Genomic DNA, 11,868 nt, shown 5'->3' on the forward strand with positions numbered 1-11,868 from the left:
AGTCTCAACTTTATCTGCATAGCTACGATATACTAGGATATTAAAAACTTGTAACTATCATGAGAAAAGAACTATATACTTTACTATTCGCACTTTTAACCCTTACTGTCTTTACCGCTTGCAGCAAAGATGATGATCCGGATCCTATTACCAACACAGACCTTCTGGTAGCACATGAGTGGCGGGGAGATAAAGTATTGGCTGCCGGCATTGATGTATCTAACAGGCCAGAGATAACAGGGCAGATTGGCCAGATAAAAACTGTTCGCCTTAAGTTTAACGAGGATGGCACCTACAACGCTACCTATACTTCAGGCATGGGAGAGCAATCGGAGTCTGGGCAGTGGAGCTTTAACGAAGACGAAACCAGACTTACCTTCGATTTAGTTGGCAACGTAGAAGTCGAAAAACTAACAGAGGACAGCCTTGATCTGGCAACTAAGATCCCTTTCCAAAACATGACGTTTGATGCTGAGATTAAATTTATAAAGTAACCTACGCCTATGTTACCTGTGTGCTCCATTTATGGAGCACTTACAACTACTGCTAATATTAAACTTATAGCATTATTAGAGAACACAGGCTTATTATATACCGCTTTGCCTCTTTACTCCTGCTCACCACATTAAGCAGCTGCGACAAAGACGATGACGAGGATGTTTCCCCGAACGTATCGCTACTTACAAATGGCACCTGAACTGGAAATGTAGTATATGTAGACGGGCAGAATCAAACCTCGTTTTTTCAGCAACAAACTCAGATTGATATTACTAAGTATAACTCTACTTTCCGGCGCGATGGCACCTATACGGATTGGTATGACACCAGCAGCAATGTAGTTTGAGAGGGTAATGGGAATATGATAATAATGAAAGAATTATCGTTTTCGACAGAGGTACAGATGAAGAGTATACTGTAGTGATTTCCAAGCTCGATGAAGATGAGTTATTTTATGTTCAGGGAGGTGCTGAATTCAGGTTCAGGAGGTAGAACTAAAGCTTATTTAACATAAAAATCTATACCAAAAACAGAAGGGCTCCTGAATCAGGAGCCCTTCTGTTTTTGGTATAGATTTTATTTCAGTACCGCCAAGGTAGCACCGTTACCGCCACGTTCTTCAGCTTCGTTGGCCACACTTGCCACTTCAGGTAAAGAGTATAAATAATCGCGCACCACCTGGCGCAGCACACCATTGCCACGGCCATGCACAATCTTAATTTCAGGTATGCCCAGCATGATAGCCTCATCGGTAAAGTTCATCACCTTATTTAAAGCATTCTCTGCATATTCACCCCGAATATCAAGTGTAGATCCAAAGTCGGCCATACGTTGCGTAATGTTCATGCCACGGGTATAGCCTTCTTCGGCTTTGGAAGCCGCTTTTTTCTGCTTGGCAACTTGTCCTTCTATCTTCTCCAGGTTATCAACTTTTACAATCGTTTTTAAACCGCCAAAAAGTACTTCGGCAGTTTTGCCTTTTATACTTACCACCTGGCCTACCGACTCCTGCCCTATCAGGGCAACGTTATCGCCTTCTTTTATAGTTGCGTTGGCAAAGCGTTTGTGCGCAGGGCGCGGCTCTTCTTTACGCACCTGCTCGTTGGCAAATGTCTCCAGTTCGCGGCGTGCCTCTTTGGTTTGCTCTTTTTCGGCCTGGCTCTGCTTTATCTGCTGTATGGTTGCTTCAATTTTCTGGTTGGCATCTTTCAGCAACAGTTTGGCTTTGCCTTTAGCTTCGCGCATAATGTCCTGCTTACTTTCCTCCAGGTAGTTTTTCAGGTCATTATACTCTTTCACGTTGCGCTTCAGCTTCTGCTCCAGTTTGGTGGCCTCCATTACCTTTTTCTCCAGCTCCTGCTTCTCTGTTTCGAGCTCTTCGAGTAACCTGTCGTAACGTATCTTGTCTTTACCTACCAGGCTGCTGGCTTTATCTACAATTGCTTTTGGCAAACCAATTTTACGGGCAATCTCGATGGCGAACGACGACCCTGGCTTACCGATCTCCAGCTGGTAGAGCGGCTGCAGGTTTTTATGGTCGTAGCGCATGGCACCGTTTATAATTCCCGGAGTTTTCTCTGCAAAGTTCTTCAGGTTGGTATAGTGCGTGGTAATCACACCGTATACTTTGCTGTTGTTCAGCGTCTGCAGCACAGCTTCGGCAATGGCACCACCCAATACAGGCTCTGTACCAGTACCAAACTCGTCTATTAATACCAGGCTTTTATGGTCGGCCACCGTCACAAACTTTTTCATGTTGGTGAGGTGCGAGCTGTAGGTACTCAGGTCATTTTCGATGGACTGTTCATCCCCGATGTCGATAAAAATATCATGGAAGATACCAGCTTCCGAGCCATCCTCCACCGGAATAAGCATACCGCATTGTACCATGTACTGCAGCAAGCCCACCGTTTTTAAGCTTACCGATTTACCACCTGCGTTTGGTCCTGAGATAAGCAAGACGCGCTGGTCGCGGTTCAGCTCCAGGTCCATGGGCACGGTAGGTTTGCCTACCTGCCGGTGTGCCAGGAACAGTAAAGGGTGTGTAGCCTGCTTCCAGTTTATGTGCGGGTATTTATGTAGTATTGGCCTGGTAGCCTCTACCCTACGCGCAAAAGCAGCCTTGGCACGAATAAAGTCCAGCAGTCCCAAGTATTGGTAGGCTTTGCGCAGCTCCGGAATGTGGTGGCGCAGCGTGTTGGTTAAGCCTATAAGTATACGGATCAGTTCGCGGTGGTAAGCATTCTCGAGGTCTTTGATATCGTTGTTGAGTTCGAAGATAGATTCCGGCTCAATGTAAACTGTCTGGCCTGTGGCAGACTCGTCGTGAATCAAGCCTTTGATACGGCGCTTGTGCTCAGCGATAACAGGTATCACCAGACGGCCGCCACGGATGGTTGGCTCTACGTCAGAGGGTGTCCAGCCTTCGTTTTTGGCGTGACGGATAATAGACTGTATCTGCTTGCGAAGTATGGCTTGCTGCGAGATCAGGTCACGTTTTAGACGCTGCAACTCTGGTGTGGCATCGTCGCGCACGGCACCGGCATCGTCTACTACTTTATCCAAAGCAGCGATCAGCGAACGCTCCACCATTACGTTTGCACCCAAGGCTTTCAGGGCTTCATACTTTCCTTCTTCGGAACCGGATATAAAGCGCTGTGAGTCGCGGATCGTACGCAACGACATTTTGATCTCAAAGAAATGCACCACGTCTAAATATGCACCCTCCAGGGTTGCTCTATCAAGGTAGGCATTTACGTCGAAGTAGTGCTGCAGCGGAATTTCTGCGTCAGACTCCAGCAGTTGTTTAAACTCTTCGGTTTGCTGCAGCAGTCGGTCTACCAGGTCGTGGCGGTTAATAAATTGCATGCGGTTTACGAACTGGCGCCCCAGCGGGCTCAGGCACAACTCGGACAGCATTTCACGTACCTGCGCAAACCCAATTTTTATTTCGAAATTATCTGGATAGATCAATGTTAATCTTTTAATTTAAGGCAAATTTAGCATTTAATAACAAGTATAAGCAGGTGTTTTGTTCGTTTTGGCAACACTGTTTTTGACAAAAGATTAGGTGACAAAGGACAAAAGATGTCCGCACTATATTTTAATTAATCATTCGTAATTCATAATTCTCCAACCATGGTTCTTGATAAACTTGCAAACGCACAACGCTATTACACGTTGCACCCGCTTTTTGAAAAAGCTTTTGCTTACCTGCGCGACACAGATCTGGCAAATGAGCCAACCGGTGTACACGAGATTGAGGGTAAAAAGCTATTTGCCATTGTATCGGAGGGCGCAGGAGTAACAGAGGAAGATTATAAGCTGGAGGTGCACCGTAAGTACATCGACATACAGTACGTAATTTCAGGTACTGACCACATGGGTTGGAAAGACCTGGCGCAGTGCGAGGCTCCAAATGATCCTTACAACGATGAACGCGATGCAGCCTTCTTCCCCGATAAAACCGACAGCTGGTTCTACGTGCCGGCTGGCTCCTTCACGATTTTTACCCCGACGATGCCCACGCTGCCATGGTTACCGGTTCGGATGTGGTAAGAAAAGTGGTGCTTAAGATTGCGGTGGAGGGCTAAGTACAACGCTTTTGCAAAAGTATAAGCTGATTTGAAGAAGTAGTTTCAATTGTGACACAAAAAATTAAACAGATGCGGTATTTATATAGTGTCTTTGTTTTAGCCATACTTTTTTCCTGCAGCAAACCAGGAGAAGTAAGCAAAACCTTAGAGAGCAGTACAAACCTACATGATGGAGCGCGCTACTATACTTTAAATGGTGTAAAGCATTGGGTTAGCATTAAAGGTAGTACGAATCAAACTACTCCCATTGTAATTGTACATGGCGGCCCAGGAGGCAATAATTATACTTTTGAGCGAACTGCAGGTCCTAAACTAGAAGAGTTTGCAACTGTTGTATACTATGAGCAAAGAGGGGGTGGCAGAAGCGAAGCACCAAAAGACCCGGAAGATTACGCACTGCAAACATTAATAAGTGACCTTGATGTACTTAGGGATTCTTTGGGAGTGCAAAAGATGACATTGCTTGGTTACTCTTTTGGTGCAGAGCTTTCGTTGCGTTACGCAGCAACACATCCTGACAGGGTTGAGAAACTAATATTATCAGCTCCTGCCGAACTATCAAAATCTAATATGCTGGTACAGATTCAGGGCTTCTACTCCATCGGAGACAGCAAAGTAAAATCAGGAATAGAGAACATTATGCAAGACACAACTTCTCTAGAAGCAAAATATTCCAGCGTATGGGGTATAGTTTCTACACCTACAGTAGATAAGTTTTTGTTTCTTAATCCTGAGAATGCCATCAAAAACAGACAGATGTGGAGCGAAAGCAAGCTGGTTAATACCGGTTTAATGGCTAAGGTATACCTAAAGAACAACAAAGGAGATTTGATAGAAAAGTCTGCAGGTTTACAAACACCTGCCCTAATCATTAGCGGGGCATATGATAAAAACGGTGGCTTACATACCGGTCTTGCCTTAAAGCAAAGCTTGGGTAATGCTACGATCAGAATTTACGAGAACAGTGCTCATTTTCCTGATATTGAAGAAACAGAGAGGTTTGCAGAAGATGTAAAAAGCTTTGTTGGTCTAAAATAACTTAATACGCTACCCTTTATGCAACAACCCCAGATCCTCACAATACCACCCAAGCAGCTAATTGGCATACGCACCACTACTACCCTTTCGGCTAACAACGCAGCATCGCTGTGGAGCAGCTTTATGCCTCGGAGGAAGGAGATTACAAACAAAGTAGAACCTGCTTTATATTCGGTTCAGGTGTACTCCGAAAGTATAAGTATGGAGAACTTTACCCCAGCCACACCTTTCGAGAAATGGGCAGCAGTTGAGGTAACGGAAATTGAGCATGTGCCGGAGGGAATGGAGCAGTATACTTTAAAGGGCGGTATGTATGCAGTGTTTATACACAAAGGCCAGGCCAGCAACTTTCACAAAACAGCACAACACATTTTTGGCACCTGGCTACCTGCTTCGGGGTACCAGCTGGACAACCGGCCGCACTTCGAAGTGATGGGAGAAAAGTACCTGGGCCATACCCACCCTGATTCTGAAGAAGAGGTTTGGGTACCGGTAAAGTATAAAGTGTAGCATTTTGCCAGAGCCCCAAAGTATAATTACCTCGTTAATTCCAGCAGCTGCCTTACCAGATCAGACTCAAGTTGCGTTTCCGGGTACTGCTGCAGCACATCCAGAAAGCTGGTGAGCAGGTAGGGGTTATAGGCCAGATTTGAGAAGTATACTACCAACAGCTGGTTCTCCGGCACCCGAATTACCAGGTTACTAAAGCCACAGGTATTGCCGGTGTGGTACATTTCAAGGCTGCCGTTGCTGCGCCTGGCATAGAACCAACCCATACTGTAGTGCCAGTTCCTGTTATCGTCAATGGTCGTGCTTATACTTTGTAGCGTATTTTCTAAGTTAAAGCCATCATATTTTAGCAACGCCTCGTGCCACTTCAGGTAGTCGCGCAGCGAAGTATAAATGCAACCATCGCCCTTGGTGGCGCTGCAGGTGCTTTGGTCTGAGAAAACTACCTCTCCTGCTGCATTTAAGGCGTAACCCATGGCTCTGTTAGGTATACTTGCGCCTGCCTCATAAAGCACCGTATGTTCCATTCCTGCCGGACCGAAAATGTACTTCTGCAGAAATTCCTTGTATGGCAGACCGGCAACTTTCTCTACCAGCAGTGCCAGCAGCACATAACCTGTATTACTGTAGCGGTACTGCGAGCCAGGGGTAAAAAGCAATTTAGGTTGCGCGTCTGTTATTGCCAGTACCTCCAAATCCCGTACCTGTTCCGTCCGGTTTTCTGGCACAAAATTCTCATAGTCTGGTAAGCCGGAAGTATGATTGATCAGCTGTTTTATACTTATGTTGCCACTCAAATGCGCCAGCTCAGGAAAGAAATCGCTCAGTTTATCTTCATACTTTAGCAAGCCCTGTTGCTGCAGTAGCTGCACACACATGGCTGTAAATTGTTTAGACACAGATGCCAATCGGAAATTAGTAGCCGGAATAATGCGTTCTCCTTTTAAAAGATTGGCTAGCCCTATGCAGTTTTCATACAGCACCTCTCCTGCTTTGGCTACAAGTATGGCTGCTCCGGGTTGGTTATCGGAGTAGCAGGTGTTTAGATGAGCGTCTAGTGCCTGTGCAAGTGAGTTTGCCATGTGGTGGTGCTTATACTTTTTGCTAAAGTATAAAATAATAGGTTGCTATACTTTTGAAGAGCTTAAATCAGTCCACTATATTTAACATAATAAACACACTAAGCATATAATTCTTTTTTTTCCTCTACAACTTGGGTTTGCTTATTTGCAGCACGATTTAATTTAAATATATTCAGGTCTGGTAAATAATTCTAAACCTATACTTTATACATGCAAAAATACGGTTTACATGGAAAGCTTCAGGCTCAGGAAGGCAAAGGCAATGAGTTGGCCTCTATACTGCTGCAGGCATCAAAGCTTGTATCAACAGCAAAGGGCTGTCACTTATACTTAGTTAGTAAGGATGCGCAAAACTCTGACAGTATCTGGATAACAGAAGTATGGGACAGCAAAGAAGACCACGACAACTCGCTGCAACTTGACGGTGTTGGATCCCTTATTTCTCAGGCTATCCCATTGCTGGCAAGCAAACCAGAAAAAGGGCTAGAGTTGGAGGTGCTTGGTGGTTTGCCAGCTTAAAACTTCTCTTCTATCCCCAGTCCGAAAAGAGCATAATCATACTTTACAGGATCAGTTGGGTCGAATACCCTGAGGTGTTCTGTTAACTCCTCGGCAGTTTGCCAATCCATGCCTTTGCGGGTAATCAGGCCCAACTTACGTGCCACGCGTTCTACGTGCACATCGCAGGGGCACACAAGGTCGGCAGGCTGCATGATGTTCCAGATACCGAAATCTACGCCGTTGTTGTCTTTGCGCACCATCCAGCGCAGGTACATATTAATGCGCTTACAAGCCGATTTACGTGCAGGCGTGGAAATGTGCTTTTTAGTTCGGTGCGGTGCATCCTCCAGGCTAAACACCAAGTCGTGGAAGTATGATAATCTGTCTTTCTGTGCTTTTATCTCATTGTGCACTCCGGTAAAAGCCGTTTCCAGGCTCTCGTGCTGGCTGTAGTACCACCTGAAAAAGTGCAGCAGGTATAGTAGGTCGGTATCGTTAAAAGTGCGGTGCTTAAAACCTAGAAAACGCGTCAGGTCTTGCTCCTGGTGGTTCAATATAAAGTCGTGCGGTGCATTATCCATCAGGTTCATCAGCTTTAGGCAGTTGTTGATGATGGTTTTGCGCTGCCCCCACGCCAGTATCGAAGCGAAAAAACCACTTATCTCTACGTCCTGCTTTTTAGTGAAACGGTGCGGTATAGAAACAGGGTCGTTTGGAATAAAGTTGGGCTGGTTATACTTTTCAACTCTATCGTCGAGCAAAGCTTTTATGGCAGCGTAATCTTGTTTCATGTGGTAAAATACGGGGATTTGGAGAATTGTTTACCTTCCTCCTAAAAACATGAGGGAGCAGGAGGAGGTAAAAAAAGCGCCTGAACATTACTGCCCAGGCGCCTCTTTATAACTTTATACTTTAGAAGCCCTTAAGGCATATAAGATACTTCTACTCTAAATTTTTGATCTACTGCTCCCAACTTCTGGTATGCCTTTTTAGAGATACGCACAATCACTTTATCATTGGCACCTGTGTCAGGCAGTTTACCAATTACACGCACGTAAACCACGTTGTTGTTCATGGCATTTTTCACCTGCATAATGGTACCAACAGGGGCTGTTTTATGTAAAGCAAGGTACTTGTTTGTGTCCGCCTTGGGATCAAGCATCTCGGCCATGCCACTTTCGATAATCTTTTTTACGCCTGAGGCTGTGCTCTCTGTTTCCTCTTCTTCAACACGCTCGTTGGCTGCTACAGGAGCAGTTGTAGGAGCAGTAGTGGCGGCAGGTACGGCAGCAGTAGTGGCAGTTGGTGTGGCAGTGGTGCTAGCAGATGCCGTTACCGTTTCAGTAGGTTTTGCCTTCGTCATTTCATCATCAGGCTCTGGCGTATAAACAGGTTTCTTGGTTGGGGTTGCTATACCTTTGCCTACAATAAGCTCAGCTCCTACACTAATATCATTGTCCTTCAGGTTGTTCCAACGCTTAATATCCTCTACACTAATGTTGTGCTGCCGCGAAATTGAGAAAAGTGTTTGCTTTGGCTCTACAGTGTGCAGCTTATTGCCGGCAGTATTTACAGTGTAAGTACGATTACTGGCAGCCGGAGCAGCCTGTACCGTTTTGGCCGTAGTTGCCACAGCTGTAGATATTGTTTTATACTTACGCGGTATCAGTACAATTTCGCCTACTCTTATAGAAGACTGCACATGCGGGTTTGCCTCCACTATCTGCGCAATCGGTGTGCTATATTTCCTGGAAAGTGCGTATAACGTTTCCTTCGGCTCTACCTTGTGCTGTACAAACAGCTTTCCGTTTTTGCGCTCCACACCAACCGAATCACGTACAGCTGTTACCCCAAAGGCATTAGCTGAAAAAGAAAGCAAGGGTGCTACTACAAGAGTAACTAGTAAAGATCGAACCATGGCTAAAAATTGTACTATGCTAAATTCTGTATACCTGTAATATCTGCTTATCTAGCAGCAAGTATAAATTGAGGTTAAAGATAAAAAAAGTATCTGAACCTATGCCACTTAATCCGCTGCCAAGTTTAACTTTTAACGATAAACCGCCATCTAAATCATATACAACCGCAAAATTATCTAATTCACCTGTGTTTGTATATTCATAGTAGCTTATTACAATACAAGAGCTTGTTTCGGTGTATTCTACTGCTTTTACTGGTGCCGCTCCAGACTGTGCCTTTAGAAAATTGCACACATCTTCAAAGTATGGCTCCCCTTCCTTATACTGCACCGGGTACACACAACCAGCGTACCTGCTGCGGCTGAACAAGGTAACGTTCTTCGCCGCCTCCTGTTGGCTTATACCTGTACCCAATATACTTCCAGTTCTGGCATCTACAACAGTAAGCGCATCCTCAGGGGCATCGGCTTTATAAACCAGCAAGCCATTTTCTGAGAAGCCATAGAAAGCCTCTTTCTGCAGCTCCCACTGCACTTGTCCTGTTTCAGGTGCCACTGCGGTTATCCCTTTGTGCTGCCCTGTTTTGCGGTCGCCGTAGCCATGCAGGTACACCAGGCCGTACAATGCATCCTCCAGCCCCTGCCACCAGGCTTTAGAAGGATTAAGATTCAGGCTACTTAACTTCAGGTCAGCTGCATCCAAAGTATAAAAATACGCCATGAGCAGGTCCGGGTCACGTACCTCCAGGGCCAATTGATTGTTAGCAGTATCTATGCGGATACGCCACACCGGCGCCTTAAAATCGTATGAATAGAGTAAAGAAAGTATAAGCTTGTGTTTTTTTGTTATCTTATTGCCAGATTGAACCTCAACCGGCCCCCTAAATTATGAAAACCTATCCAAAGCATTTACATACAGTATTCTTTTGCATGCTCTGCCTGCTGCTTAGCCCCCTGCTGCTGCTGGCCCAGAACAAAAAGCAAAAGGTATTTATAATGGAGATCAAGTCTGAAATTGACCCACGCACCAACCGCTACACCGAACTAGCATTTAATGAGGCTACGGCTATGGAGGCAGATCATGTGTTGCTGGTACTGGATACTTTTGGAGGCGCCCTGAACGATGCCGACGAAATACGCACGCGCATACTAGAGTACCCGAAGCCGGTGTATGTGTTCATCAACAAAGATGCAGCCTCGGCTGGTGCCCTCATCTCGCTTGCCTGCGATAGCATTTACATGGCTCCTGGTGCCAACATTGGTGCTGCCACAGTTGTAGGTGCCGACGGTCAGGCGGCACCGGGTAAGTACCAGAGCTACATGCGTTCTATTATGCGCTCTACAGCAGAGGCCAACGGCCGCAACCCGCGTATGGCAGAGGCCATGGTAGAACCAAGCGTAGACAGCACCCTATCTGCTGGTCAAGTGCTCAGTTTAACCACATCAGAGGCTATAAAGTATGGCTTTTGCGAAGGTGTGGCCAACACAGAGCAGGAGGTTCTGGCAAAACTAAACCTGGCTGATGCCGAAATTATACGTTACCAACTAAGCACCACTGATAAGGTGATTTCTTTCTTCCTGAACCCGTTTCTCAGCGGTATACTTCTGCTGATCATCATAGGTGGATTATACTTTGAGCTGCAAACCCCAGGAATTGGTTTTCCGTTGGCAGCAGCTGTGGTGGCTGGTATTTTATACTTAGTGCCTTATTACCTCAACGGCCTTGCCGAGAATTGGGAGATTCTGCTTTTTGGGGTAGGCATTATACTTATCCTGCTAGAGATTTTTGTAATACCTGGATTTGGCGTGCCGGGCATTGGCGGCATTGTGATGGTGCTGGTGTCGCTGGTGCTGATCATGGTAAATAACCAGAACTTCGACTTTACCTTTGTGCCTTCCGAACAGTTAATGAAAAGCCTGATCTCTGTAGTGATTGGCATGGTGGGTGCCGCCGTTTTTATAGCCCTCTCCTGGAACAGGTTAGTAGGAAGTAAGGCTATGCAGCGCCTGGTGCTAAACACTACTTTCCAAAGCAACGAGGGCTACCGTTCTGCCAATTTTGCAGAGCAGCTTATCGGTAAAACCGGTATCGCCCACACCCGCATGATGCCAAACGGACGCGTAATGATTGATGACATATTATATGATGCACAGGCCCGCGATGGATTTATTGAAAAGGGTGAGCCAGTGCAGGTAATAGATCAAAGTACATTCTCGCTACGGGTGAAGAAGGTGGGTTAAATAATTATGAATGATGAATTGGAAATTATGAATTAAAAGCTGCAGTTGCCCTGGCGTTTTTTTCAGATAAACATAGCGCACTTTGCGGTTAGTAAATAATAGTACACCTAAAGCGTCTAACTAAAAACCATACATGAAACTAGCACCCATTTTTCTAACCTTACTAGCAGCCTTTACTATGTCAGCTTGCCAGAACACGAATCAGCCTGAAAACGAGGGCATCACTACCACTGCCACCTTGCTATGGAGCGGTGAGATTGCTGCGGATGGCTGCGGCTTTGAGATTGAAATAGACGGTAAAAAATACCTGCCGGAAAACGAAGATGCCATACCAGCAGCCTTTAAAGAAAACGAAACATCAGAGGTAAAATTAACTTACTTGCCCCTGGAGAACCAAATCGACCGCCGTTGTGGTATGCTGCCGCAGCCACGTGTGATGGATGCAGTAAAGGTTATCTCGGTTACAGCGCTCTAAAAATTTCTG

12 protein-coding genes are annotated in these 11,868 nt (G+C 45.7%); 7 read left to right on the plus strand and 5 right to left on the minus strand.

The annotated features are described in order from the left end of the window. Positions 1–59 precede the first annotated feature (59 nt). Positions 60–494 carry a hypothetical protein gene (locus tag WG943_RS01380; protein ID WP_340406332.1) on the plus strand — a complete coding sequence of 145 codons (435 nt, stop codon included), beginning with the start codon at positions 60–62 and terminating at the stop codon, positions 492–494. Positions 495–1,074: 580 nt separating this feature from the next. Here WG943_RS01380 and WG943_RS01385 read toward each other — a convergent pair. Further along, positions 1,075–3,471, minus strand: a complete 2,397-nt coding sequence (locus tag WG943_RS01385; RefSeq protein ID WP_340406333.1) for an endonuclease MutS2 — start codon at positions 3,469–3,471, stop codon at positions 1,075–1,077. 165 nt (positions 3,472–3,636) lie between these two features. Here WG943_RS01385 and WG943_RS01390 point away from each other — a divergent pair, with 165 nt between their 5' ends. The 3 genes from WG943_RS01390 (at position 3,637) to WG943_RS01400 (ending at position 5,642) form a co-directional block, all read left to right on the plus strand. Next, positions 3,637–4,056 (plus strand): YhcH/YjgK/YiaL family protein, encoded by a 420-nt coding sequence (locus tag WG943_RS01390; protein WP_340406334.1) that lies wholly within the window; start codon positions 3,637–3,639, stop codon positions 4,054–4,056. Positions 4,057–4,163: 107 nt separating this feature from the next. Next, entirely contained in the window at positions 4,164–5,132 is a 969-nt protein-coding gene (locus WG943_RS01395) for an alpha/beta fold hydrolase (protein WP_340406336.1), read from the plus strand. 18 nt (positions 5,133–5,150) lie between these two features. Continuing rightward, entirely contained in the window at positions 5,151–5,642 is a 492-nt protein-coding gene (locus WG943_RS01400; RefSeq protein ID WP_340406337.1) for a GyrI-like domain-containing protein, read from the plus strand. A gap of 26 nt (positions 5,643–5,668) precedes the next feature. Here WG943_RS01400 and WG943_RS01405 read toward each other — a convergent pair whose 3' ends face one another. After that, positions 5,669–6,724 carry a serine hydrolase domain-containing protein gene (locus WG943_RS01405; RefSeq protein ID WP_340406338.1) on the minus strand — a complete coding sequence of 352 codons (1,056 nt, stop codon included), beginning with the start codon at positions 6,722–6,724 and terminating at the stop codon, positions 5,669–5,671. A gap of 210 nt (positions 6,725–6,934) precedes the next feature. Here WG943_RS01405 and WG943_RS01410 point away from each other — a divergent pair, with 210 nt between their 5' ends. Beyond that, on the plus strand, positions 6,935–7,243 hold the full coding sequence (locus WG943_RS01410) for a putative quinol monooxygenase (protein ID WP_340406339.1): 309 nt from the start codon (positions 6,935–6,937) through the stop codon (positions 7,241–7,243). Here the strand turns inward: WG943_RS01410 and WG943_RS01415 are convergent. The 3 genes from WG943_RS01415 to WG943_RS01425 all read right to left on the minus strand — a co-directional run bounded on the left by WG943_RS01415 (position 7,240) and on the right by WG943_RS01425 (position 9,933). Next, positions 7,240–8,016, minus strand: a complete 777-nt coding sequence (locus WG943_RS01415; protein WP_340406341.1) for a TIGR02757 family protein — start codon at positions 8,014–8,016, stop codon at positions 7,240–7,242. The genes WG943_RS01410 and WG943_RS01415 overlap by 4 nt on opposite strands. Before the next feature lie 131 nt (positions 8,017–8,147). After that, on the minus strand, positions 8,148–9,143 hold the full coding sequence (locus tag WG943_RS01420; protein WP_340406343.1) for a DPBB and LysM peptidoglycan-binding domain-containing protein: 996 nt from the start codon (positions 9,141–9,143) through the stop codon (positions 8,148–8,150). 19 nt (positions 9,144–9,162) lie between these two features. Further along, the gene (locus WG943_RS01425) at positions 9,163–9,933 is read right to left on the minus strand and encodes a DUF4905 domain-containing protein (RefSeq protein ID WP_340406345.1); all 771 of its coding nucleotides are present in this window, start codon (positions 9,931–9,933) and stop codon (positions 9,163–9,165) included. Between the two features lie 98 nt (positions 9,934–10,031). On the opposite strand from WG943_RS01425, the gene WG943_RS01430 reads away from it, so the two are divergent. Together WG943_RS01430 and WG943_RS01435 are read left to right on the plus strand one after the other, a co-directional pair. After that, positions 10,032–11,384, plus strand: a complete 1,353-nt coding sequence (locus WG943_RS01430) for an NfeD family protein (RefSeq protein ID WP_340406346.1) — start codon at positions 10,032–10,034, stop codon at positions 11,382–11,384. A gap of 133 nt (positions 11,385–11,517) precedes the next feature. Then, positions 11,518–11,859, plus strand: coding sequence for a hypothetical protein (locus tag WG943_RS01435; protein ID WP_340406347.1), 342 nt, complete (start codon positions 11,518–11,520; stop codon positions 11,857–11,859). Positions 11,860–11,868 lie beyond the last annotated feature (9 nt).

Origin of the sequence: Pontibacter sp. H249 (genome assembly GCF_037892465.1) — a bacterium.
Classification (GTDB): domain Bacteria; phylum Bacteroidota; class Bacteroidia; order Cytophagales; family Hymenobacteraceae; genus Pontibacter.

Coding starts and splice junctions, on each gene's coding strand:
- WG943_RS01380 (WP_340406332.1), top strand. CDS start 60: ATGAGAAAAGAACTATATACTTTACTATTCGCACTTTTAACCCTTACT.
- WG943_RS01390 (WP_340406334.1), top strand. CDS start 3,637: ATGGTTCTTGATAAACTTGCAAACGCACAACGCTATTACACGTTGCAC.
- WG943_RS01395 (WP_340406336.1), top strand. CDS start 4,164: ATGCGGTATTTATATAGTGTCTTTGTTTTAGCCATACTTTTTTCCTGC.
- WG943_RS01400 (WP_340406337.1), top strand. CDS start 5,151: ATGCAACAACCCCAGATCCTCACAATACCACCCAAGCAGCTAATTGGC.
- WG943_RS01405 (WP_340406338.1), bottom strand. CDS start 6,724: ATGGCAAACTCACTTGCACAGGCACTAGACGCTCATCTAAACACCTGC.
- WG943_RS01410 (WP_340406339.1), top strand. CDS start 6,935: ATGCAAAAATACGGTTTACATGGAAAGCTTCAGGCTCAGGAAGGCAAA.
- WG943_RS01415 (WP_340406341.1), bottom strand. CDS start 8,016: ATGAAACAAGATTACGCTGCCATAAAAGCTTTGCTCGACGATAGAGTT.
- WG943_RS01420 (WP_340406343.1), bottom strand. CDS start 9,143: ATGGTTCGATCTTTACTAGTTACTCTTGTAGTAGCACCCTTGCTTTCT.
- WG943_RS01430 (WP_340406346.1), top strand. CDS start 10,032: ATGAAAACCTATCCAAAGCATTTACATACAGTATTCTTTTGCATGCTC.
- WG943_RS01435 (WP_340406347.1), top strand. CDS start 11,518: ATGAAACTAGCACCCATTTTTCTAACCTTACTAGCAGCCTTTACTATG.